Genomic DNA, 23913 nt, shown 5'->3' with positions numbered 1-23913 from the left:
ATACGGAGACACCCAGTCCATGAATTCGCGCGAAACCCGGGGCATGCTGCTCGGCCTCATCGGCGTGATGATCTTCAGCCTCACGCTGCCGATGACGCGTATCGTCGTCTCCGAACTCAACCCGCTGCTGAACGGGCTCGGCCGCGCGCTCGCCGCGTCGGTGCCGGCCGGCCTGCTGCTGTGGTGGCGCCGCGAACGGCTGCCGACCCGCGCGCAACTGAAAAGCCTCGCGGTCGTGTCGGCCGGCGTGATCATCGCGTATCCGGTGTTCTCCGCGTGGGCGATGAAGACCGTGCCGGCGTCGCACGGCGCGGTCGTCAACGGCCTGCAGCCGCTGTTCGTCGCGCTGTACGCGGCGTGGCTGTCGCATGAACGGCCGTCGAAGGCGTTCTGGGCCAGTGCGCTGGCCGGCAGCGCGCTGGTGATCGCGTTCGCGCTGCGCGACGGCGGCGGGACGGTGCAGGCCGGCGACGCGCTGATGCTCGTCGCGGTCGGCATCGGCGCGCTCGGCTATGCGGAAGGCGCGCGCCTCGCGCGCCAGATCGGCGGCTGGCAGGTGATCTGCTGGGCGCTCGTCGTGTCCGCGCCGTTCCTCGTGCTGCCGGTCGGCTGGCTCGCATGGACGCAGCACGCCGCGCACCCTGCCCCGCTCGCGCTGCGCACGTGGCTCGCGTTCGGCTACGTGACCCTCTTTTCGCAATTCATCGGCTTTTTCGCGTGGTACGCGGGGCTCGCCATGGGCGGCATCGCGCGCGTCGGCCAGGTGCAACTGCTGCAGATCTTCTTCACGATCGCCTTTTCCGCGCTGCTGTTCGGCGAAACGGTGATGCCGTCGACCTGGCTGTTCGCGGCCGCCGTGATCGCGACCGTGATGCTCGGCCGGCGCTCGGCGGTGGCCACGGCCCCGCGTCCCGCTCGCGCCGGTTGATGAGGTGCGCCATAATGTCCGTTTTGCCTGAACGGTTTTGCCCACCCGGCCGCGACGGCCCGATCGCGCTCCCGCACGCCCACCCGGCTGCGTCGACGCAATCTGCCTGACCGACCTTTCTTGACTGACCACGATATCCGAACGAGGAGACTATGAATCCGAGCGACCTGCATCCGCCGCACTGGCAGCTTTCCGAACGCGCCCGCAAGCTGACGAGCTCTGCGATCCGCGAGATCCTGAAGGTCACGGAACGCCCCGAGGTCATCTCGTTCGCAGGCGGCCTGCCCGCTCCCGCGACGTTCCCGGCCGAGCGCATGCGCGCCGCGGCCGACCGCGTGCTGCGCGATGCGCCCGCCGCCGCACTCCAGTACAGCGCGACCGAAGGCTACCTGCCGCTGCGCGAATGGATCGCCGAGCGCTACAGCGTGCGCGTGTCGCAGGTGCTGATCACGACCGGCTCGCAGCAGGCGCTCGACCTGCTCGGCAAGGCGCTGATCGATCCGGACAGCCCGATCCTCGTCGAAACCCCGACCTACCTCGGCGCGCTGCAGTCGTTCTCGCTGTACGAGCCGCGCTACGTGCAGGTGCCGACCGACGAGCAGGGCCTGCTGCCCGAAGGCCTCACGCCCGCGCTCACGCAAGGCGCGCGCCTGCTGTACGCGCAGCCGAACTTCCAGAACCCGACCGGCCGCCGCCTGCCCGTCGAGCGCCGCCGCGCGCTCGCCGCGTTCGCGCAGTCGAGCCCGTTCCCGGTGCTGGAAGACGACCCGTACGGCGCACTGAACTACCAGGGCGAGCCGCTGCCGACGATGCTGTCGATGGCGCCCGACCATATCGTGCACCTCGGCACGTTCTCGAAGGTGCTCGCGCCGGGCCTGCGGATCGGCTACATCATTGCCCCCGAGGAACTCCACTTCAAGCTCGTGCAGGCCAAGCAGGCCACCGACCTGCACACGCCGACGCTCACGCAGCGCATCGCGCACGAAGTGATCAAGGACGGCTTCCTCGACGAGCACATCCCGACGATCCGCCAGCTGTACGGCGCGCAATGCGAGGCGATGCTCGCGTCGCTCGCGCGCCACATGCCGGAAGGCGTCACGTGGAACCGCCCGGACGGCGGCATGTTCATCTGGGTGAACCTGCCCGCGCAGATCGACAGCATGAAGCTGCTCGAGGCCGCGGTCGCCAACCACGTCGCCTTCGTGCCGGGCGCGCCGTTCTTCGCGAACGACCCGCAGCAGAACACGCTGCGCCTGTCGTTCGTGACGGTGCCGCCGGAGAAGATCGAGGAAGGCGTCGCGCGCCTCGGCAAGCTGCTGCGCGAGCGTCTCTGATCCGCTTTTTCCCTGTCACGACTCTCTACGATCCACGAGGAATCGAATCCATGGCTAACGTCTACGACAAGCTGAAGTCGCTCGGCATCGAGCTCCCGACCGCCGGCGCACCGGCCGCCGCCTACGTGATGAGCGCGCAAAGCGGCAACACGGTCTACCTGTCGGGCCACATTGCGAAGAAGGACGGCAAGGTCTGGGCCGGCAAGCTCGGCGCGGACCTGCAGACGGAAGACGGCAAGGCGGCTGCGCGCGCGATCGCGATCGACCTGCTCGCGACGCTGCACGCGCACACGGGCGACCTGAACAAGGTCACGCGCATCGTGAAGCTGATGAGCCTCGTCAACTCGACGCTCGACTTCACCGAACAGCACGTCGTGACGAACGGTGCGTCGGAACTGATCGCCGAGGTGTTCGGCGACGCCGGCAAGCACGCGCGTTCGGCGTTCGGCGTCGCGCAGATTCCGCTCGGCGCGTGCGTCGAGATCGAACTGATCGCCGAAGTCGCGTAACGGGGGCATCGAGGTGACCGGTCGTCTCGTCCGCTTCAAGCAGGTCGACGTGTTCACGTCGGTGCTGTTCAAGGGCAACCCGCTCGCCGTGGTGTTCGACGCCGACTCGCTCGGCGACGACGCCATGCTCGCGATCGCCCGCTGGACGAACCTGTCGGAAACCACGTTCGTCTGCACGCCGACCGATCCGGGCGCCGACTACCGCGTGCGGATCTTCACGACGGCGGGCGAGCTGCCGTTCGCCGGCCACCCGACGCTCGGCACCGCGCATGCGTTCCTGGAAAGCGGCGCGCGGCCGCGCACGCCGGGCCGGCTGGTCCAGCAATGCGGGGTCGGCCTGGTCGAACTGCGCGAACAGGCCGATGGCTGGGCATTTGCCGCGCCGCCGGCACGGTTCACGCCGCTCGACCGTTCGGACTACCCGGCACTGGTGGCCGCGTTGCGCAGCGACGCGATCGACCTGGAAGCCGAGCCGTGCGCGATCGACAATGGCGCGCCGTGGCTGGTCGTGCGGCTGAAGTCGGCCGACGCGTGCATCGGGCTGGCGCCCGATCCGGCCGCGCTGGAGGCGCTCACGCGCCGCTACGGCACGGACGGCCTCGCGGTCTACGCGCCGCATGCCGAAGGCGGTCCCGCGACCTTCGAAATCCGCTGCCTGATGACGGGCGGCGACTTCGGCTTCGGCGAGGACCCGGTCACCGGCAGCGCAAACGCCGCGCTGGCCGGGCTGCTGACGCGGCAGGGACGCCGCCCCGGCCAGTCGTATACGGCCCGCCAGGGCACGGCGATCGGCCGCGACGGCCGCATCTTCGTCAGCTATGCCGAAGACGGCACCACGTGGATCGGCGGCCACGTCGTCACGGTCGTCGACGGCACCTTCCGGTCCCCCGTGTAACATTTCGCGATGTGCGATGGCGCCGGCCCGGCCGGCGCCCTACGATTCCCCCGGCTATCGCAAAAACGTTCCAGCCAGTAATATCGGGCCTAATCCGTCGCTTCGGCGGGTCTGTCCATGGTTGCGCATCCCGCGTACGAACAGACGCCGGTGCGACCCCAACCATAGCCGGCCATCCCGACGCGGGATGGCGCACGCGAGCAGGACGCCGCCCTCTTCGATGAGCTCCGCCCGGTCAAACCACCCGCCGCCGAACCGGCCGCTACGCGCGCCACGCAAGTCGCGCCGGCGCGCGCTGTTCGCGATCCCGCTGCTCGGGATGCTCGCGCTCGCGCTGCTGTGGGCCGTGATCATCGCGCGGCTGTCGGTCGAAAAGGACAGCGCGTACAAGGAAGCGGCGGCTTCCGCGGCGATCCTGTCGTCCGCGCTCGAACAGCACACGGTCAAGGCGATCCACCAGGTCGACCAGATCACCCGCTTCGTCAAGTTCGAATTCGAGAAATCGCCCGCGCGCTTCAACCTCGCGAGCACGGTCGAAAAAGGCGTCGTGCCGAGCGACACGCTGATCCAGGTTTCGCTCGTCAACGCGAAGGGCATCCTGTTCGCGAACACGGCCGAACTCCACCCGAAACCGATCAACCTGTCCGACCGCGAGCACTTCAAGGTCCACCTCGCGCACAACGACGATCGCCTGTACATCAGCAAGCCCGTGCTCGGCCGCGTGTCGAGCCACTGGACGCTGCAGATGACGCGGCGCCTGAACAACCCGGACGGCAGCTTCGCCGGCATCGTCGTGGTGTCGGAAGACCCGAGCTACTTCACGAACGACTTCTACAACAACGCGGCGATCGGCAAGGAAGGCGTGATCTCCGTCGTGTCGGATACGGGTGCCGTGCTCGCGCGGCGCACCGGCTCGCTCAACAACGCACCGGGGGCGTTCTCCGCATCGGGCGTCTACCCGATCGCCGAGCGCGTCACGGGCACGATCATCGACCCGATCGACGGCGTCACGCGCATCGTGTCGTACCGCCACCTCGACGGCTACCCGCTCGCCGTGATGGTCGGGCTGTCGCAGACCGAGGAATACGCGGACTACTACCATACGCGCAACGTCTACCTGCTGATGACGAGCTTCATCACGCTCGCGATGCTCGCGTTCTTCGGCGTCGCGACGGGGCTGATCGGCAAGCTGCTCGGCCGCGAGCGCGAGATGACCCAGCTCGCCGAATACGACCTGCTCACCGGCCTCGCGAACCGCTACGCGACCCTGCGCGGGCTGCGCAACGACGTGTCGATGCCGGCCAGCCTGTCGCGGCTCGGCCTGCTGTTCATCGACCTCGACAACTTCAAGACCGTCAACGACACGCTCGGCCACAACGCCGGCGACATCGTGCTGCAGATGACCGCGTCGCGCCTGTCGGATGCCGTCGGCGACGAAGGCTCGCTCGCACGGATCGGCGGCGACGAGTTCGTCGTCGTGATGAAGGGCGACGACGTCGAACGGCGCGCGGTGCGGCTCGCGGAAGCGATCATCCGGATGTTCGGCGAGCCGTTCGACGTGCGCGGCAGTTCGTTCGTGCTGCATGCGAGCATCGGCATCGCGCTGCACACCGTCGCGAACGAAAGCGAAATCGACCTGCTGAAGAAGGCCGACCTCGCGATGTACAGCGCGAAGGATGCGGGCAAGAACTGCTACCAGTTCTACGCGCCGCACCTGTCGCATCGCGCGGATCACCTGATGCGCTGGGAACAGCAACTGCGCGTCGCGCTCGCCGACGGGCAGCTGTTCCTCGCGTACCAGCCGAAGATCGACCTGACGCACCGCACGATCACCGGCTTCGAGGCGCTCGCGCGTTGGGATCACCCCGAGCACGGGGTCATCTCCGCGAACGAATTCATTTCGATCGCCGAATCGACGGGCCTGATCGTGCCGATCGGCGACTTCGTGATCCGAACCGCGTGCGAACAGATCGCGCGCTGGCGCGACGACGGCCACGACACGCTGACGCTCGCGGTCAACATCTCGCCGGTACAGTTCTGGCGCGGCGACCTGATCGAGACGATTTCGCAGGCGCTGCAGGACACCGGCATCGACGCGAACCGGCTCGAGCTCGAGATCACCGAGACCGCGATGATGGAATATCCGGAGCTCGTGTCCGAGAAGATCGTCGCGCTGAAGAAGCTCGGCATCCGGATCGCGCTCGACGACTTCGGCACCGGCTACTCGTCGCTGTCGTACCTGCACCGCTTCTCCGTCGATACGTTGAAGGTCGACCGCTCGTTCGTGCAGGCGATCCCGAACGATCGCAGCGTGTGCGTGATGGTGTCGTCGATCGTGCATCTCGCGCGCTCGCTCGGCCTGACGGTCGTCGTCGAAGGCACCGAAACCGAGGAGCAGATCGCATGGCTGTCCGCGCTCGGCGAGATCGAGGCGCAGGGCTTCCTGTTCTCGCGCCCCGTGCCGGCCGACGCGATCCCCGCGCTGATCGCGCGCTTCGGCGTGCGCGGCAACCGGCCGAACGTCCTCGCGCACCGCGCGACCGGCAGCACCGGCGCCTGAACCCGCAACCTGCAACCCGCACGGCCCATGTTGCGCGGCACATCGATCATTTCGGCTTCCGATGCGGTTGTTTAGTTCATTTACTAGCGTTTTCGCGCATGGCAGTGTCATGACTCGCGGCGGACAATCGGGAGGGCCATCGTGTCGGCGGGCCGCCGGCACGTCCCTATGCGCGAGACCAGGCCCGGCGCCAACCGCAACACCATCATGACCACCGTCGAAGTCGAAGCGGCCGAACGTGTCGAACAGGCACAGGCATCCCTGTGGGCCTTGTTCAAGGTCGTCGCCGGCATTTCCGCGCTGTCGTGGGGCGGGCTTTCGATGATGGCGCAGCTCGAACGCCACTACGTCGAGCGGTGGCAGCGCATCGAGCCGCACGTGTTCGCCGATTTCGTCGCCCTTGCATGGCTCGTGCCAGGCCCCGTCGGCTGTAATGTCGCCGTGCAGGTCGGCCAGACGCTGCACGGCCGCGCAGGCGCGTGGGTCGCCGGCATCGCGAGCGTCCTTCCGTTCTCCGTGCTGATGACGCTGTTTGCGATCTTCTACCGCACGCCGGTCGTGCGCTCGCTGGCCGCGCCGGTGCTGATCAATCACTTCGGGATGGTGCTTGCCGCGCTGATCGGCGTCACGTGGGTCAAGCAGTGGCGCGCGCTCGCGCGCACGCGGCTCGAACAGGTGATCGCCGCGCTGTCGACGATTCTGCTCGCTTTCGCGCATAGTCCGGCCGCTTTCGTCGGGATTCTTTTCGCGGCGTTTGCAGCTGGCTGGCTCACCGGGCCGCCGCAACACGCCACGGTCGACGTCACGCTGTCGAAACGCGACCGCAACCTGCTCGTGCTGCTGGCCGTACTCGTCGCGGTATTCGCACTGCCGCTGCCCGGCGACTACCAGGAGACGCTGCTGTGGCCGCGGCTCGCCGGCGCCGGCATGACGCTGTTCGGCGGCGGCTTCTCCGCGCTGCCCGTGCTCAAGACGCTGTTCGTGTCGCCGGCCACCGGCATCTCCGATCGCGACTTCACGCTCGCCTTCGCGCTGTCGCCGGTGGCGCCCGGCCCGCTGCTGAACGTCGTGCCGTTTCTCGGCTACCTGACCGACGGCTGGAGCGGTGCGCTGCTCGCGACCGCCGCGCTGTTCATTCCGTCGGGATGTCTCGTCGTGTTCGCGCAGAACCATCTGTTCCGGCTCAAGCGCCATTCGCGCTTCGAGCACGGGATGCGCCTGCTGCGCGCGGCGACGACGGGCTTTCTCGTCGTCGCCGTCGTGAAGATCCTGCATCGCGAACCGGCCGATCCCGTCTATTGGCTCACGGGCGCCTTCGCGACGCTGTGCTTCACGCGCTTCAAGGTGCCCGTGTATGCCGTCTACGGTGCGGTCGCGATCGCATGCGGCGTGTGGCTGTGGGCCGTCGCCCACTGACGGCTGGCCCCGGTCGCCGCCCCCGCCGCCGGACGCTTGCGGCTCAGCCCGCCGGTACCGCGACGCGGCGTGCGGCCCAGCGTGCGCGCAGCGCGTCGTACGCGAGGTTGAAGCAGAACGTGTAGGGCAGGAAGAACAGCACGATGCCGAGGTCGAGCAGCAGCGCCTCGACGAGGCTCACGTTCAGCCACCACGCGGCGACCGGCACCACCATCGCGACGAGGCCGAGCTCGAACAGGACCGCATGCGCGATCCGCATGCCGAGCGTGCGCGTGAGGCCCGCCCGCCGCTCGAAGCGGTCGAACAGCGTGTTGAACGTCATGTTCCAGGCCATCGCGATCAGCGACACCATCACCGTCAGCACGCCGACGTGCGACACCGGCATGTCGAGCAGCCACGCACCGATCGGCGCGCACAGCGCGATCGCCACCAGCTCGAACGTCAGCGCATGAACGAGACGTTCCGTCACCGTTTTGTTGATCTGTTTCATGGTTCCCTCCGATGTGTTCGTACAATCCATGCCGGGCATTTTGATCGGCGAAACCGCGCGAATCCAGTTTGATATCATCGGTTTTACCGATATAAAACCCTGAGGTTCGCCGCATGCGCCACGCCCCCGAAGCCCTGCTCGCCTTCGCCGAAGCCGCGCTGCTCGGCTCGTTCACGGCCGCCGCCCGCAAGCTCGGCAAGCGCCAGTCGACGGTGTCCGAAGCGATCGCGAACCTCGAGATCGATCTCGGCGTGCAGCTGTTCGACCGCTCGACGCGCGCGCCGACGCTGACCGATGCCGGCCGCGCGCTGCTCCCGCAGGTGCAGCGCGCGCTGGAGGCCGGCGCGGCAATCGACCGCACCGCCGCGCGGCTCGCGCAGGGCGAGGAAGCGCGGCTGACGCTCGTCGTGTCCGACACGTACCAGTCGAAGCGTTACGAGGAAACCTTGATGGCGCTCGAGCGGCGCTTTCCGGCGCTCGAGCTCGAATGCCAGATTGCCGAGCACGAGGACGTACTCGACCTGATCCAGCAGGGTCGCGCACAGCTCGGGCTGATGGCCGCGCGCGCGGTCTATCCGCCCGATATCGGCGCGGCGACGGTGGCGGAAGAGTCGGAGATCGGCCTGTTCGTCGGGCGCACGCACGCGCTGGCGGCCTATGGCGACGCCGACGTGCCGCATGCGGCGCTGCGCGACGCGCGCGAGCTGCGCCTCAATACGTATGTGAAACCGGAGGATCGCGGCGCTGCCGACCGGATCGTCGTCGGCACGCAGCGCTGGCTCGCGCCGAGCTACCTGATGCTGCTGGAGATGGCGGTGCTGGGGTTCGGCTGGGCCGAGCTGCCGCGCTGGATGGTCGAGCACTTCGCGCGCGATCGGCTGTGCGAACTGCGCGCGCGCGGCTGGCCGCGCCGCGTGCGGGTCGATGCCGTGTGGTCGCGCAACCGGCCGCTCGGCCCGGCCGGCGCGTGGCTGCTCGACGCGATGCTGGCCGCGTAGCGGCGCGCGGCACCGCACCGGCGGCGAGCGCCGAACGGCGCCGCGAAATCAGAGGCCGGCGAGGCGATCAGAAGCCGCGCGACAGCACGGCCGCGCCGATCGTCACGACGCCGAGCACGAGGTTGACGACGACCAGCAGGCGCACCGTGTTCACCGCGCGCGCACCGTCCGGCCAGTTCTGCGCCTGCACCGCGCGGCGGATGCGCGGGAACAGCGCGAAGCGGATATGGCCGAAGATCAGCATCATCACGACGCCGAGCCCCGCCATCGCATGCAGCGTCCACGTCGCGTGCGCGCCGCCGAAGGCCGTGAGCAGGAAACCGCCGGACAGCAGGATCACGATCACCGAGCCCGACACCCAGTTGAAGAAGCGGCCGAACACGCCCTCGATCAGCGGCAGCCGCAGCTGTGGCGTCAGGTCGGACAGCGCCGGGCGCAGGCAGAAGTGCGCGAAGACCATCCCGCCCACCCACACGGCGACGGCCAGCAGATGAAGAAACAGCGCGACGGCAACAGCGTGGGACATGGCGGCAATCCTGTTATGAGTTGAGTGCAACGAACAGCCGCGTCACGCGCGGTCTCGAGCGACGTTCGACCGGCGGACCGCCGGTCGGTTCAGACCCCCGGCGGTATTTCACAATATTTGCAAGTTCCGCGTGACGGCGCCACGCTCGCTTTCCTGCATGCGTCGCCCCAAAACAAACAGGCCGCACGCCCGCCGAAGCGGAGGTGCGGCCTTCGATGCCGGTCGAGCCGGCGACCGGATGCGGCGTCAGCCGAGCAGCGGACGCAGCTCGTTGACGACCTTGAGCTTCGTTTCCGGCGCGCGGCCCTTGCGTGCGCGCTTGCCGACGTGCGGCGCGAGCCCCGCGTACGACAGCGTCTCGTCCTGCGCCTTGCCGCCGCGCCCGGTGCCGATCAGCACGACACCGGCCGGGTCGATCGCGAGCGCCTGCACGAGCGTTTCCTTGTCGTCGAGCGCCATCAGGATCACGCCGCGGCCGCCGCCCGACAGCGTCTTCATCTCGTCCATCCCGAACACCAGCAGACGGCCGCCGCTCGACAGACACGCGACCTGCGTCGCGTTCGGCAGTACCGGCATCGGCGCGAGCGGCACCGCGCCTGCATCGATCGTCATGAACGACTTGCCGGCCTTCACGCGGCTCACCATGTCGCCGACCTTCGCGAGGAAGCCGAAGCCGTTGCTCGACGCGAGCAGCAGTTGCTGATCGGCCGGCGCCGCGTAGTAGTGCATCAGATGCGAGCCCGATTCGAGCTCGATCAGCGACGTGACCGGCACGCCGTCGCCGCGCCCGCCCGGCAGCACCGACACGTCGACCGAGTACACGCGGCCGCTGCTGCCCCATGCGATCAGGCGATCGGGCGTGCGGCACTGGAACGCCGCGTACAGGTGATCGCCGGCCTTGAACGTGAAGCCGGCCGGGTCGAGCCCGTGGCCCTTCAGCGCACGCACCCAGCCCTTCTGCGACACGACGACCGTCACCGGCTCGTCGACGACCTTCGCCTCGAACGTCGCGCGCTTTTCCTGCTGGATCAGCGTGCGGCGATCGTCGCCGTACTGCTTCGCGTCGGCCTCGATCTCCTTGATCATCAGCCGCTTCATCGCGCTTTCGTTCGCGAGCAGTTCCTCGAGCTTCGCCTTCTCGTCGCGCAGCGCCTCGAGTTCCTTCTCGATCTTGATCTTCTCGAGCCGCGCGAGCTGACGCAGGCGGATTTCGAGGATGTCTTCCGCCTGGCGGTCGGAGAGGCCGAACGCGCTCATCAGCGCGGCCTTCGGCTCGTCCGACTCGCGGATGATGCGGATCACCTCGTCGATGTTCAGGAAGACGATCATCCGCCCTTCGAGGATGTGGATGCGGTCGTCGACCTTCGCGAGACGATGGCGGCAGCGGCGCGTCATCGTCAGCTGGCGGAACTTCACCCACTCGTCGAGGATCGTCAGCAGCCCCTTCTGGCCCGGCCGGCCGTCGGCGCCGATCATCACGAGGTTCAGCGTCGCGTTCGATTCGAGGCTCGTGTACGCGAGCAGCGTGTTCACGAATTCCGTCTGGTCGATCGTGCGCGACTTCGGCTCGAACACGAGCCGCACCGCCGCTTCCTTGCCCGACTCGTCGCGCACCGCGTCGAGCAGGTCGAGCATCGCCTTCTTGGTGTTGAGCTGCTCGGGCGTGAGCGTCTTCTTGCCGAGCTTGAGCTTCGGGTTGGTCAGTTCCTCGATTTCCTCGAGCACCTTCTGGCCCGACGTGTTCGGCGGCAGCTCGGTGACGACGAGTTGCCACTGGCCGCGCGCGAGATCCTCGATCTTCCAGCGCGCGCGCACCTTCAGGCTGCCGCGGCCGGTTTCATAGGCCGCCGCGATCTCGGTGTCGCTCGAGATGATCTGGCCGCCGCCCGGGAAATCCGGGCCGGGAATCAGGTTCATCAGCTCCGCGTGCGAAAGCTTCGGATTGCGGATCAACGCGACCGCCGCCGCCGCGACTTCACGCAGGTTGTGCGACGGGATTTCGGTGGCCAGGCCGACCGCGATGCCCGACGCGCCGTTCAGCAGCACGAACGGCATGCGGCTCGGCAGCGTCTTCGGCTCCTCGAACGAGCCGTCGTAGTTCGGCATGAAGTCGACCGTGCCCTGGTCGATCTCGTCGAGCAGCAGCTTCGAGATCGGCGTGAGCCGCGCTTCGGTGTAGCGCATCGCCGCCGCGCCGTCGCCGTCGCGCGAGCCGAAGTTGCCCTGCCCGTCGATCAGCGGATAGCGCAGCGAGAAATCCTGCGCGAGACGCACGAGCGCGTCGTACGCCGACTGGTCGCCGTGCGGGTGATATTTACCGAGCACGTCGCCGACCACGCGCGCCGACTTCACCGGCTTCGCGTCGGGGCCGAGGCCCATTTCGTTCATCGCGAACAGGATCCGGCGCTGCACCGGCTTCTGGCCGTCGCACACGTCGGGCAGCGCGCGGCTCTTCACGACGCTGACCGCGTAGCTGAGGTACGCCTGCTCCGCGTAGTTGCCGAGCGTCAGCGCATCGGCTTCCGGTGCGTCGGACCCGGCGAAGAGATCGGAAGTATTGTCGTCCATCTGAATTCCGTATTCGTAAGTGGCGTGAGGCCGGGCCGGGCGTCATGCCCGGCCGCGCGGGTTTAGATGTCCGCTTCGACGTCGTTGCCCTTTTCCTCGAGCCAGCCGCGTCGCGCGGCTGCCTCGCCCTTGCCCATCAGCATCGTCATGCGCGCAACCGTCGCCTCGTAGTCGAGCTCGCCGAGCTTCACCGGCATCAGGCGGCGCGTGTCGGGATTCATCGTCGTGTCCCACAGCTGCTCCGCGCTCATTTCGCCGAGACCCTTGAAGCGGCTGATGCTCCACTGCGTTTCGCGCACGCCGTCCTTGCGCAGCTTGTCGAGGGTCGCCTCGAGTTCGCCGTCGTCGAGCGCATAGAGTTTCTGCGCGGGCTTCTTGCCGCGCGCCGGCGCATCGACGCGGAACAGCGGCGGCCGCGCGACGTGCACGTGACCGCGCTCGATCAGCTGCGGGAAATGCTTGAAGAACAGCGTGAGCAACAGCACCTGGATGTGCGAGCCGTCGACGTCCGCGTCCGACAGGATGCAGATCTTGCCGTAGCGCAGGTTCGACAGGTCGACGGTGTCGTCCGGGCTGTGCGGATCGACGCCGATCGCGACCGAGATGTCGTGCACCTCGTTGTTCGCGAACAGGCGATCGCGCTCGGTTTCCCACGTATTCAGCACCTTGCCGCGCAGCGGCAGGATCGCCTGGTACTCCTTGTCGCGGCCCATCTTCGCCGAACCGCCCGCCGAGTCGCCCTCGACGAGGAACAGTTCGTTGCGCGCGATGTCTTCCGTCTCGCAATCGGTCAGCTTGCCCGGCAGCACCGCGACGCCCGAGCTCTTGCGCTTCTCGACCTTCTGGCCCGCGCGCGTGCGCGCCTGTGCCTGCTTGATCACGAGTTCGGCGAGCTTCTTGCCGTGCTCGACGTGCTGGTTCAGCCACAGTTCGAGCGCCGGACGCGAGAACGACGACACGAGCTTCACAGCATCGCGGCTGTTCAGGCGTTCCTTGATCTGCCCCTGGAACTGCGGATCGAGCACCTTCGCGGACAGCACGAACGACACGCGCGCGAACACGTCTTCCGCGAGCAGCTTCACGCCCTTCGGCTGCAGGTTGTGCAGTTCGACGAAGCTCTTCACCGCCTGGTAGAGGCCGTCGCGCAGGCCCGACTCGTGCGTGCCGCCGGCCGGCGTCGGGATCAGGTTCACGTACGACTCGCGCACGAGCGAACCTTCCTCGCTCCATGCGACGACCCACGACGCGCCCTCGCCCTCGGCGAATGTGTCGTCAGTCGAACGCGCATCGGCGAAACGCTCGCCTTCGAACAGCGGGATCAGCAGCTCGCTGCCGTTCATCTCGTCGAGCAGGTAGCCGCGCAGGCCGTCCTCGTATTTCCATGCCTGGCGCTCGCCGGTCTTCTCGTTGACGAGCACGACCTCGACGCCCGGCAGCAGCACGGCCTTCGAGCGCAGCAGACGCTGCAGCTCGCCGAGCGGCAGGTTCGGCGAATCGAAGTACTTCGGATTCGGCCACACCTGCACGCGCGTGCCGGATTTCTTCTCGCCGCGGCCCGCGCCTTGCGTCGCGAGCGGCTTCACGACGTCGCCGTCGGCGAAGCCGAGTTCGGCGATCTTGCCGTCGCGCCAGACCGTCACGTCGAGACGCGTCGCGAGCGCGTTCGTCACCGACACGCCGACACCGTGCAGGCCGCCCGAGAACGTGTACGCGCCGCCGGCGGCCTTGTCGAACTTGCCGCCTGCGTGCAGGCGCGTGAACACGATCTCGACGACCGGCACGCCCTCTTCGGGATGCATCCCGAACGGGATGCCGCGGCCGTCGTCCTCGACCGACACCGACTGGTCGGCGTGCAGCGTGACCGTGATCTGCTTGCCGTAGCCGCCGAGCGCCTCGTCGGACGCGTTGTCGATGACTTCCTGGATGATGTGCAGCGGATTTTCGGTACGGGTGTACATGCCGGGCCGCTGCTTGACCGGCTCGAGGCCCTTGAGCACCTTGATCGATGCTTCGCTATAGGCCGCGCTGGGCTTCTTCGTTGACATAGGCGCTGAATTTCGTCATTCATCGGGACGTTGTCCACACCTCGTGTGGATAACGTCGTGGACAAAACGTTGAGTTCCGTAAAAAAGCGAATCGAAACAACGGTGTGCTTGGACTGCTCCGAAAGCGGGCGCGCGGCGTGCGCCGAGCGACCCGGGACGCGCGGTATTTTACTGGTTCCGCGTGGCGCGCCGCCGCAAGATCGTCGCACGGCGCTGCCGGCCGGCGCTCCGACGCGCCGGGCCGCCACGCGTGGTGCGTCAGACCGGCTTGCGCTTTGCCTCGAGCGTCTCCCACCGCTCGAGCGCGGCGAGGAGCTCGTCGTCGATCGCCGCGAACCGCTCGGTCAGGCGCGTGCCTTCCTGCGGATCCTTCGCGAAGATCGAGCCATCTTCGAGTTGCGCGTTGATCGTCTTCTGTTCTTCCTCGAGCGCCGCGATCTTCTCCGGCAGCGCATCGAGTTCGCGCTGCTCGTTGAACGACAGCTTCACCGTGCGCTGCGCGTTGCGGCCGGCCGCGCCTTTCGCCGCGTCTTCCTTGACCGGCGCCGCTTCCTTCACCGCGCGCTTCGCCGCTTCCTGCTGCGCGAGCTGCTGCGAACGCTCGCTCTGGATCTGCCAGTCGGTGAAGCCGCCGACGTATTCGCGCCACTTGCCGTCGCCTTCGGCCGCGATCACCGACGTCACGACGTTGTCGAGGAACGCGCGATCGTGGCTGACGAGCAGCACCGTGCCGTCGTAGTCGGCCAGCAGCTCTTCGAGCAGTTCGAGCGTCGGGATGTCGAGATCGTTGGTCGGTTCGTCGAGCACCAGCACGTTGGCCGGACGCGCGAACAGGCGCGCGAGCAGCAGCCGGTTGCGCTCGCCGCCCGACAGCGACTTCACCGGCGAGCGCGCACGCTCCGGCGCGAACAGGAAGTCGCCCAGATAGCTCATCACGTGCTTGCGCACGCCGCCGATCTCGACCCACTCGCTACCGGGGCTGATGGTGTCGGCCAGGCTCTTTTCCTGGTCGAGCTGCGCGCGCATCTGGTCGAAATATGCGACCTGCAGGTTCGTGCCGGTGCGCACCGTGCCCGCGTCGGGCTTCAGCTCGCCGAGGATCAGCTTGAGCAGCGTGGTCTTGCCGGCGCCGTTCGGGCCGACGAAGCCGATCTTGTCGCCGCGCATCACGGTCGTCGAGAAGGTGTCGACGACCGTGCGATCGCCGTAGCGCTTCGTCACGTCCGTCAGTTCCGCGACGATCTTGCCCGACTTCTCGCCCTGCGCGACGTCGAGCTTCACGTTGCCCTGCGAATTGCGGCGCTCCGCGCGCTCGTTGCGCATCTGCACCAGCCGCGCGATGCGGCCGACGCTGCGCGTGCGGCGCGCCTCGACGCCCTTGCGGATCCACACTTCTTCCTGCGCGAGCAGCTTGTCGAATTTCTCGTTTTCCACGCGCTCGACTTCGAGCTGCTGCGCCTTGCGCGTCTGGTACGCGGAGAAATTGCCCGGATACGACAGCAACCGGCCGCGATCGAGCTCGACGATACGGGTCGCGACGCGGTCGAGGAACGCGCGATCGTGCGTGATGAACAACAGGCCCGCACGCTGCGCGACCAGCAGTTCTTCCAGCCAGCGGATGCCGTCGAAGTCGAGGTGGTTGGTCGGTTCGTCGAGCAGCAGCACGTCGGGCTGCAGCACCAGCGCGCGCGCCAGCGCGACGCGCTTCTGCATCCCGCCCGACAATGCGTCGACCTGCGCGTCGCCGTCGGTCAGGCCGATCTGCGCGAGCGTCATCGACACGCGCGTGCGCCAGTTCCATGCGTCGTGCGCATCGAGCGACGACTGCAGCGCGTTCATCCGCGCGAGCAGCGCGTCGTGTTCGGCGCCTTCCGGTGTTTCGGCGAGGCGATGCGCGATCGAATCGTATTCTTCGAGCACTTCGCGCGTGTGCGTGAGCCCCGATGCCACGGCGTCGAACACGGTCGCGCCGGGTTCGAATTCGGGCTCCTGCGGCACATAGACGGTCACGAGCTCCTGCTGGCGCGTAATCAGCCCGTCATCGGGCTTCGCGAGCCCGGCGACGATCTTCAGCAGCGACGACTTGCCCGCGCCGTTGCGACCGATCAGGCCGACGCGCTCGCCGGCCTCCAGCGAGAAGTCCGCGTGATCGAGCAACGCGACGTGACCGAACGCGAGTTGCGCGCCGGTAATGGAATAAAGCGACATGGGGAGACGGCGAAGAGAGAAATCGGAAGCGCCCATTGTACCGGTGGCGGACGCCTGCGCCGGGATGGCCGGATGGACTAGGCCGGAGGGCGAATCATTTTGTGCAGCTTAAGCGCTGCGTTAGCGCTGCGTTTTTGCTGCGGCGGCATGATGGCGCGCGCTCGGCGGACGGGGCCGGCATCGCGCGCGTTGGCGTCATGCGGGGCCGGCGGCGGGCATCCGGCCGCAGTTTCCCGGCCGGGCGCCCGCAGGCGGAACGCGCGATTATTTCACGTTGACCGTGATCGTCGAGCTCAGCTCGGGACCGTACGAGCGGTGCGCGCCTTCGCCGAGCTGCAGCGTCAGCGTATGCTGGCCGGGCGGCAGCTTCAGGTCGGTTTCGGTCTGGCCCTTGCCGAAGTGCAGCGAATGGTCGGTGGCGGGGATCACGTCGCCCTTCGGCACCGGCTTGCCGTCGACCAGCAGGTGATGGTGGCCCGTGTCCGGCGTCATGTCGCCGGCCGGCTTGAGTTCCATCCCTTCAAGGCCGAACTTCACGTGCACGGGGCTCGAGACCGTCGCGCCATCCTTCGGCTCGGCGAAGTACACGCGCGCCTCGGCACGCGCGAGCGTCGACGCGGCCAGCGCCGCGACACAAACCACACCCGCGATCCATTTCTTCTTGTTGAGCATCGTTTTTCTCCTTCAGATTGAAAGGCTCACGAAGCATACACTGCGTGCCCGGCCCGCGCGATGACGGCGGTTGTTCGCGATGCGTACGTTTAAAACGACGTTGCGGAGGCGTTCGGCGAAATTCCGGTACCATTGCGCCTTTCGTCCGCCGGCCACGCCGCGGACGGCGTCACCGACTTTCATCATCCCGAGCGCCACATGAGCGAAGTAACCGAATACCAGAGCTGGGTCTGCCTGATTTGCGGGTGGGTCTACAACGAAGCGGAAGGCCTGCCCGACGAGGGCATCCCCGCCGGCACCCGTTTCGCCGACATTCCCGCCGACTGGCGCTGCCCGCTGTGCGACGTGGGCAAGGAAGATTTCGTCGTCGTCGATTTCTGATTCGGCTTTTTCGGACACGACCGGGCGCGCGCGGCGCGTATCGGCACGCATTCCCTCCGCCGATGCGCGTCGCGTTTGCTATACTCTGCGCGCTGTCCACATCGCCGTCCCGGTCGCGTCTTCCGCACGCGATATCGCGGACATGGCTCTCCCCGTAGTTCAATGGATAGAACAAGCGCCTCCTAAGCGCTAGATACAGGTTCGATTCCTGTCGGGGGGACCAAGAATCCCCCAAAGTTCCACCAGCTTCGCCACAAGAACCCCGTCACGCTTGGCTGTGCGGGGTTTTTTGTTGCAAACTTCCACCAGCAACCCCCAGTGGAAACAACCCCCGACTTGGGGTTGTTTTGGGGGTTCTGCAAAACACCCCCAGAAAACAACCCCCGAGGCACCAGCACATGGCGCTCACCGACCTCAAGGTCCGCACAGCCAAGCCCACTGAGAAACAACAGAAGCTTTATGACGGTGGCGGACTGCTGCTATTGATAACGCCAGCCGGCGGCAAACGATGGGTTCTCAAGTACCGCGTCGACGGTAAAGAAAAGAGCCTGGCACTCGGCACGTATCCGGAGGTCTCGCTTGCCGAGGCACGCGCTCGCCGCGATAGCGCGCGTGAAAAGCTTGCCGCAGGCGTTGACCCTGGCAAAGCCAAGAAAGCCGACAAGCGCGCTGCGCAACTGGCCGCCGCCAGCTCGTTCGAAATCGTTGCGCGCGAATGGTTTGAGACTCAGCGTGGTGGATGGTCTGAGGTGTATGCAGGCAAGGTCATCAACTGCCTCGAAGTCGACGTATTCCCTCGACTCGGCGCTCGCCCTATCGCGAGCATCGATGCACCCGAACTGCTGGCGATCGTTCGCACTGTCGAATCTCGCGGCGTTCGCGAGACGGCCAAGCGGGTTCTGCAGCGTTCGCGTGCCGTGTTTCAGTACGGCATCATGACCGGCCGCTGTACTCGAAACCCGGCGGCCGACATTGACGCGGAAACGGTATTGAAGAAGAGCGCCGGCGTACAGCATATGGCGCGAGTGAAAGCGACCGAGATCCCGCAGCTCATGCGCGACATCGAGGAATATTCAGGCGATCTGGTCACGCGGCTCGCCTTGCGGTTCATGGCGCTGACGTTCGTGCGGACAAAAGAAATGATCCAGGCCGAGTGGCCAGAGATCAACGTCGATGCTGCTGAATGGCGCGTGCCCGCCGATCGCATGAAGATGCGCGATCCGCACATCGTCCCGCTGTCCCGGCAGGCAATTGACGTTCTGACACAGTTGCACGCGATCAACGGCCAGCAGCGCTTCGTCTTCTATAGCGTACAGGGCAGAAGTCACATCTCGAACAACACGATGCTGTATGCCCTGTATCGGATGGGCTACAAGTCGCGCATGACCGGACACGGCTTCCGCGGCCTTGCCGCGACGGCGCTGCGCGAACTTGGATACAGTCGCGATGTTGTGGAGCGTCAGATGGCGCACGCGGAACGCAACCAGGTCACGGCCGCCTACGTCCACGCCGAGTATCTGCCAGAGCGTCGCAAGATGATGCAGCGCTGGGCCGACTACCTCGACGACTTGAAGGCCGGGGCGAAGGTACTGCCCCTCACATCATCCAATGGCTGATTGCGACACCTGAAAAAGGGCATCTCGAATTTCGTGGGGGAGGGCGCGTAGTCGACACGTCGGCATTCGGCCAGGAGCGGTTCCTGAGCGGTTATCCGCGAACGTCCGCTTACTACAGATAATCTACCCTATGAAGCGCAGCAGTATCTGGCAAATCGGTGGCGAGCGAGGATACTCGGATCCGAGTTCATCGTCGCCAATACGACTATCGATTTGGAGCCTGCCCAAGCCAATCTACGGTCCATATGCAATGAACCGAGCCGTCAGCGGCGCCTTACCAACTCTGCGACTCCCCTAACTCGTTGCGCTTCTGTTCAACGTTAGTTACCAGTGCCTGCAAAGAAGTTGTCAGATCCGCATGATCGGGAGTAGCTCTGTACTCCAGTAATTTGAGCTTTAGCGACTCCTCAAGGACCGCCTTCGTCATCTGTGAATATCGCTTTGCGGGCAAGACAAAATAATGACTCTGGGCGTATTGGTGGCGATAGCAGTAGTCCTCAAGCAACAATCGAATATCCGGGTCATCCAAACCACACCCAACAAATATAAAGCTATGGGTTCGAAGCAACGAATCAACCAATCCGTAAAAATCTCGGTGCTCGTTCCGCGCCTTCGCATAATCACCCCTAGAAAATATTAGCTTATCGGGGTGGGTAACGGTGCCATGGCTCTTTATGACAACCCGACCCTGCCCCCTTATAGAATCAGCAATGTCGTTGTCAAAATATTGCTTTACCGATACCGTTCCATTCCCCCGTTGCGCGACCAAGCCATCATAGATATTATCGAAATTTGGAGTAATTGTTATTCTGAAATCAAGTTGCCAAAGATGTTCGTGAATTGGGGCATGGCGATAACCTGGATCCTGAAATTCAGCCTTTACCAGCTCAACAAAATCATCCCTACCAATAGCGCGCTTAATTATTTCACACGCAGTAAGCAAATCGTTTGCCGCAATAAATTTTTTTACCTCCTTTACTATTGGCTTATTGGCGGCGGGAATTTTCAACAGCGCCGACTCGAGAAATCCGGGCCAACTTTTTGGGCGATTTTTTCCATCGGCGGATATAGAATTCATTGATACGCCGGACCCAAAGAAAAGCACCGATCGACGCGCCGCAATATCGCGTACTAGACGCTGAGGCCATTCCATTATTCAATACCTTCAAGATTGGCCTCGATATTTTCAGCGATGCTCGAGATGACATCATGGAATTGCCTAACCTTATCGAAATGCGCTCCCACCACACCATCCGCAGACTTTAGCCCAAATATGGGCTTGCTTGCGCTCTGGGACATGGGAACCACGCTCTGGAAATACGGAATCTCACCCAGTTTATAATTCAAGCTTATCCCGCCGTTAAATCCGTCCACCAGATGCTTTTTAACCGACGGCCCAATTCTTCGGATAATTTTTTCGTAGGCAGATACGGGCTGCTTCTTGCCGTCTACGGTCTTTGCCGTGTATTGCTGCGTAACATATCCTAAAAATTTAATATTAACAGACTCAGCCTCTCCGCCTTCTTCGATTGCAAAAGGATGACCATTATCTTCCTCAAAAACCGATAAACCTCGCTCCAGGCTCCGCTTCCAACTTGCGATTGCCAGCTGAATGTTTTGCAGGCCGCGAAGACTGAATATATCCGACGACATCGGCAAAATAAAATAATCAGACGCGAGCAACACCGTCCTATTTATTGCACCGAGAGACGGCCCAACATCAAAAAAAACATAATCATAACCTTCGTTTTCCGCCCATTCTAATAACGCGCTAAACAGGAATGTCGTCTTAAGTCCTCGCTCTTCCCCCGAAATGGCGTCACCCCAATCTTTTGCCAGAAAATCTTCTGCAAGGGAGAATTTTGGGTCGCCGAGTACCAAGTCGACACCAAACCCCTGGCTTCGGACGACAGGGACCGGCCCGTACCCTTTTGAGCGCTTTAACGAGGTGATGAGATGATTGATCGTCGTAGCATCGTCCCGTGATTTGTAATACTTTTCGAGCAATGATTCCTGCAACATATACGCAGTTGCATTGCACTGAGGGTCTGCGTCAACGACAAGCACCTTGAGGTCGCAGTCGATAGCGAGGTATGCCGCGAGGTTTGCGAGTAGGGTTGTTTTTCCTACGCCACCCTTATTGTTGAATACACAAATTGATCTCATCGTTGTTCGTGGTGTCCAGAGGCTTTAATGTTCCCAAGTGTCGCATAATTCAGGTCGACAACGCAGCAACATCCTCCCTAGGTACTGTCCGGAGCAAATCGAGCATGCAGCTCGCCCCAAGGTGGATCGGCGTAGGATGATGCGCTGCCGAAAGTTTGGCGGAAACATGCACGGCCAACGTGCGGAGCGATTGACTCCGGGGCGCTCGTGCGTTGCGTGATAGCGGCCGCAAGACCCCCTTTGATCGACTATCGGTAAAGAAATAGTCATGCATGAATGTCCGGTCTACTGTGTGGTGTGGTCATGTGCCGAACCTACGCACCGGACCTGACAACTCGGCATCCGTGACATGCGGTCGAGGCAACGCCTCAGCAAACCGACCGTCGTAGACGAGCATTATCCCGAGACCACGACTGCCCTTCGCATCATCCAACGCCTGACTGCTATACCTGTACAAAAAAACAGTATGCCGATCTACAATCGATGACCACGGTTGCCAACTGACGGCATCCCAAAAGTCAAACCGCGCCTAGCTCGACGGGGCGAACGCGGGTGCCCTACCCGGTTGGCGCGGTTCCTAAACAGGGCTTTGCTACAGGGCTAGCAATGCGGGAGTTCGGCTCATTCAAACGCTGGTTCACAGTCACACAGGCGGCAAACCTTCTTCGAGAATCATTCGGCGAGGACATTACGGACTCTGACGTTCTCGATCACGTATATGCAGGGCAGATTCCGGTTTGGTGGGATGCGACGGCGAGATACGCAATACCTGTCGCGCGAGGCTGTCACTGCTTCGGCACGCGTCCAGACCCGTCCATCGCTGGTATGGGGCGCCAGCGATCCGGTGCGGAACGGGAACAGTGGTTCCATCAATCCGAACGCGTTCAATTGCTCGAAGGGGTGTACCGCATAGCCTTCGACGCCCGGAGGGACCGCCAGGAAATCTTCGACGGCGATCGGTTAGGAAAAATTGAATTCACGGACGGAATCCTACTGCTCGATCAACACAACGACTCTCTGTTGCAGGTACTTCGAAGGATGCCCTCCCGGCCCGCAGGCTCAAACAGCGCGCGGGATTTCATCGTCGATTTGGAGTTTCCCTCTCCAGATACGTTTCGAATCGGTAGCGCCGATCTCCGCAATCTGTTGAACGACGACCGAACCGGCACTGATGCTTCTGCGACGTCCGATCTTGGAGACCGAGAACGGGCGTCCCTTCACAAGCAAATCGGCGCCCTCGCTCTTGCTCTAGCGAGCGCATCGAATCGCTATAGGAAGGGGGACGATCCAAACTCGTCGAGAATCGCCGAGGCAGTCACCGATATTCTCGACGCTCTGCCAGACGCCAAGCGACAAGGCACGGGATCATCTTCCATCAGAGCCAGTATCAAAGCGGGCCTTGACCTGCTCAGTGAAGCTTGATCGATTTGCCAGCTAGCAGCGAGTTTTGCCAGCTGGCACCCGAGCCCGACGCAACATATTTAACTAGCGCCATGTTCAACAACCTTGTACGAGGTTTACAGCATGGCTGCCAATACAACATTCGCACAACCGAGCGCACAGGCGCTCACTACTGCCCCCCAAGCGTTGCCGCTTGACGGATACTCGCGCTGGCAGAATCTCAAGACGTTCGTGCCGCTCTCGCGCGAGTCAATCAGACTGCGTGAAATCGCCGGTCGCTTTCCGCGGCGCGTACAGCTCGGCTCGCAGCGCTGCATTGCATGGCCGAACCGCGAGATTCATCGCTGGCTCTCCGATCCCGCAAACTACCGCGCGGAGGTCTGAGTCATGCAAACAAAAAAAATGGCCGACCCGCAGGCCAGCCAATACAAAAAGAATCTCAATTCGAACGCGAATGTTAACACCAACGGCGCACATGGCACGTGCTTCCTCGATCTGCGCCGTTCCGACTCCGAGCGACTGCGCGTCACGGTTAGCGAATATCGCGGCCGGACCCTGATCGACGTTCGAGTCTGGTTCGTCGTGGATGGCGGTGAGTGGAAGCCCGGCCGGGCCGGCGTATCGCTGCGCCCGGAACAGGCTGGCGAGTTAATGCAGGCGCTCCGGCTGGCAGCGCAGGCGGTTGACCCGATGGGGGTGCGTTGATGATGTTGCTCGCGATGCCGCCATCGTTGACAATTAGCCCCAAAGGAGCTAATTTCGTGTCCATAGGGAAACGCATTTGCGAGTCCCGTTTATCCCGAAAGGACGAAACCATGAAGCTCACGTTAACCGCGTGTCGCGCGGCTACCCATGCCTATCAAATACACACCACCGTCGCCGGAAGATCTTTCGGCATTGAAGAACAGCCTCGGACTGACCGGGAAGCAGATGGCCGAACTGGCCTGGCTCGCGGGCGATCAGCATTGGCGGAAGTACACCAACCCGAATCCCGACAATGGGCGCCAAATGAACCCGCAGATGCTCTTTACGATGATGGCGCAGTTGGAGCTCGACGCGGAGACGCTGGAACGGATCCTGAACAGAATGCGCGCAGTGGGCGCAACGATCGAGCTGGACGCGTCGTAACGCAAGCGAGCCTTGCGCCCGCGCTCACCTCTCCCACCCTCATCATTCGCGAAGCGCTGCGCGCCGCTGCGC

At 64.4% G+C, this 23913-nt stretch carries 21 protein-coding genes and 1 tRNA gene; 14 read left to right on the top strand and 8 right to left on the bottom strand.

Annotation, left to right across the window (positions count from 1 at the left end):
• The first annotated feature begins 19 nt into the window (after positions 1–19).
• The 6 genes from DIE17_RS18885 to DIE17_RS18860 all read left to right on the top strand — a co-directional run bounded on the left by DIE17_RS18885 (position 20) and on the right by DIE17_RS18860 (position 7642).
• Positions 20–928 (top strand): DMT family transporter, encoded by a 909-nt coding sequence (locus DIE17_RS18885; protein ID WP_124521591.1) that lies wholly within the window; start codon positions 20–22, stop codon positions 926–928.
• A 152-nt stretch (positions 929–1080) separates the two neighbouring features.
• Positions 1081–2262, top strand: a complete 1182-nt coding sequence (locus DIE17_RS18880) for a PLP-dependent aminotransferase family protein (RefSeq protein ID WP_124487176.1) — start codon at positions 1081–1083, stop codon at positions 2260–2262.
• A gap of 50 nt (positions 2263–2312) precedes the next feature.
• Positions 2313–2771 (top strand): RidA family protein, encoded by a 459-nt coding sequence (locus tag DIE17_RS18875; RefSeq protein WP_034190720.1) that lies wholly within the window; start codon positions 2313–2315, stop codon positions 2769–2771.
• Positions 2772–2784: 13 nt separating this feature from the next.
• On the top strand, positions 2785–3666 hold the full coding sequence (locus tag DIE17_RS18870) for a PhzF family phenazine biosynthesis protein (RefSeq protein ID WP_124487175.1): 882 nt from the start codon (positions 2785–2787) through the stop codon (positions 3664–3666).
• A 220-nt stretch (positions 3667–3886) separates the two neighbouring features.
• Positions 3887–6226 (top strand): EAL domain-containing protein, encoded by a 2340-nt coding sequence (locus DIE17_RS18865; protein WP_124487174.1) that lies wholly within the window; start codon positions 3887–3889, stop codon positions 6224–6226.
• A gap of 207 nt (positions 6227–6433) precedes the next feature.
• Positions 6434–7642 carry a chromate transporter gene (locus tag DIE17_RS18860; protein ID WP_124487173.1) on the top strand — a complete coding sequence of 403 codons (1209 nt, stop codon included), beginning with the start codon at positions 6434–6436 and terminating at the stop codon, positions 7640–7642.
• Between the two features lie 43 nt (positions 7643–7685).
• On the opposite strand, the gene DIE17_RS18855 is transcribed toward DIE17_RS18860, so the two are convergent.
• On the bottom strand, positions 7686–8132 hold the full coding sequence (locus DIE17_RS18855) for a multidrug/biocide efflux PACE transporter (RefSeq protein WP_124521589.1): 447 nt from the start codon (positions 8130–8132) through the stop codon (positions 7686–7688).
• A 113-nt stretch (positions 8133–8245) separates the two neighbouring features.
• Here DIE17_RS18855 and DIE17_RS18850 point away from each other — a divergent pair, with 113 nt between their 5' ends.
• Positions 8246–9130, top strand: a complete 885-nt coding sequence (locus DIE17_RS18850) for a LysR family transcriptional regulator (protein WP_124521587.1) — start codon at positions 8246–8248, stop codon at positions 9128–9130.
• A gap of 67 nt (positions 9131–9197) precedes the next feature.
• On the opposite strand, the gene DIE17_RS18845 is transcribed toward DIE17_RS18850, so the two are convergent.
• From DIE17_RS18845 to DIE17_RS18820, 5 genes are all read right to left on the bottom strand, one after another.
• Positions 9198–9656 carry a CopD family protein gene (locus DIE17_RS18845; protein WP_044846424.1) on the bottom strand — a complete coding sequence of 153 codons (459 nt, stop codon included), beginning with the start codon at positions 9654–9656 and terminating at the stop codon, positions 9198–9200.
• 246 nt (positions 9657–9902) lie between these two features.
• Positions 9903–12224, bottom strand: coding sequence for a DNA topoisomerase IV subunit A (parC, locus tag DIE17_RS18840; protein WP_044846423.1), 2322 nt, complete (start codon positions 12222–12224; stop codon positions 9903–9905).
• Between the two features lie 62 nt (positions 12225–12286).
• Positions 12287–14269, bottom strand: coding sequence for a DNA topoisomerase IV subunit B (locus DIE17_RS18835; RefSeq protein WP_124487170.1), 1983 nt, complete (start codon positions 14267–14269; stop codon positions 12287–12289).
• 258 nt (positions 14270–14527) lie between these two features.
• Complete coding sequence (locus DIE17_RS18830) at positions 14528–16513, bottom strand: ATP-binding cassette domain-containing protein (protein WP_185500430.1); 1986 nt, start codon at positions 16511–16513, stop codon at positions 14528–14530.
• Positions 16514–16741: 228 nt separating this feature from the next.
• Positions 16742–17149: a DUF4399 domain-containing protein gene (locus DIE17_RS18820; RefSeq protein ID WP_124487169.1), complete on the bottom strand. Its 408-nt coding sequence runs from the start codon at positions 17147–17149 to the stop codon at positions 16742–16744.
• A 198-nt stretch (positions 17150–17347) separates the two neighbouring features.
• Here DIE17_RS18820 and DIE17_RS18815 point away from each other — a divergent pair, with 198 nt between their 5' ends.
• The 3 genes from DIE17_RS18815 (at position 17348) to DIE17_RS18805 (ending at position 19146) form a co-directional block, all read left to right on the top strand.
• Complete coding sequence (locus DIE17_RS18815) at positions 17348–17530, top strand: rubredoxin (protein WP_006478164.1); 183 nt, start codon at positions 17348–17350, stop codon at positions 17528–17530.
• 148 nt (positions 17531–17678) lie between these two features.
• Positions 17679–17753 (top strand) — tRNA-Arg (locus DIE17_RS18810).
• A gap of 175 nt (positions 17754–17928) precedes the next feature.
• A complete protein-coding gene (locus DIE17_RS18805; protein WP_124921215.1) occupies positions 17929–19146 on the top strand; it encodes a phage integrase central domain-containing protein in 1218 nt (405 codons plus the stop codon).
• A gap of 274 nt (positions 19147–19420) precedes the next feature.
• On the opposite strand, the gene DIE17_RS18800 is transcribed toward DIE17_RS18805, so the two are convergent.
• Positions 19421–20299, bottom strand: coding sequence for an SIR2 family protein (locus tag DIE17_RS18800; protein ID WP_124921214.1), 879 nt, complete (start codon positions 20297–20299; stop codon positions 19421–19423).
• Positions 20299–21312: a ParA family protein gene (locus tag DIE17_RS18795; RefSeq protein ID WP_124921213.1), complete on the bottom strand. Its 1014-nt coding sequence runs from the start codon at positions 21310–21312 to the stop codon at positions 20299–20301. Before DIE17_RS18795 ends, DIE17_RS18800 begins: the two co-directional genes overlap by 1 nt.
• A 552-nt stretch (positions 21313–21864) precedes the next feature.
• On the opposite strand from DIE17_RS18795, the gene DIE17_RS37480 reads away from it, so the two are divergent.
• The 4 genes from DIE17_RS37480 (at position 21865) to DIE17_RS18775 (ending at position 23841) form a co-directional block, all read left to right on the top strand.
• Complete coding sequence (locus DIE17_RS37480) at positions 21865–22734, top strand: hypothetical protein (RefSeq protein WP_185735388.1); 870 nt, start codon at positions 21865–21867, stop codon at positions 22732–22734.
• 102 nt (positions 22735–22836) lie between these two features.
• Positions 22837–23097 carry an AlpA family transcriptional regulator gene (locus DIE17_RS18785; RefSeq protein ID WP_124921212.1) on the top strand — a complete coding sequence of 87 codons (261 nt, stop codon included), beginning with the start codon at positions 22837–22839 and terminating at the stop codon, positions 23095–23097.
• A 3-nt stretch (positions 23098–23100) separates the two neighbouring features.
• Positions 23101–23418: a transcriptional coactivator p15/PC4 family protein gene (locus DIE17_RS18780; RefSeq protein WP_254609460.1), complete on the top strand. Its 318-nt coding sequence runs from the start codon at positions 23101–23103 to the stop codon at positions 23416–23418.
• Between the two features lie 147 nt (positions 23419–23565).
• On the top strand, positions 23566–23841 hold the full coding sequence (locus DIE17_RS18775) for an XRE family transcriptional regulator (RefSeq protein ID WP_124921211.1): 276 nt from the start codon (positions 23566–23568) through the stop codon (positions 23839–23841).
• The last annotated feature ends 72 nt before the right edge of the window (positions 23842–23913 follow it).

This window comes from Burkholderia sp. Bp9099 (genome assembly GCF_003857805.1).
GTDB lineage: Bacteria > Pseudomonadota > Gammaproteobacteria > Burkholderiales > Burkholderiaceae > Burkholderia.
Note: the sequence above shows the minus strand (reverse complement) of the source record. Positions and strands in the feature narration are given on the sequence as shown.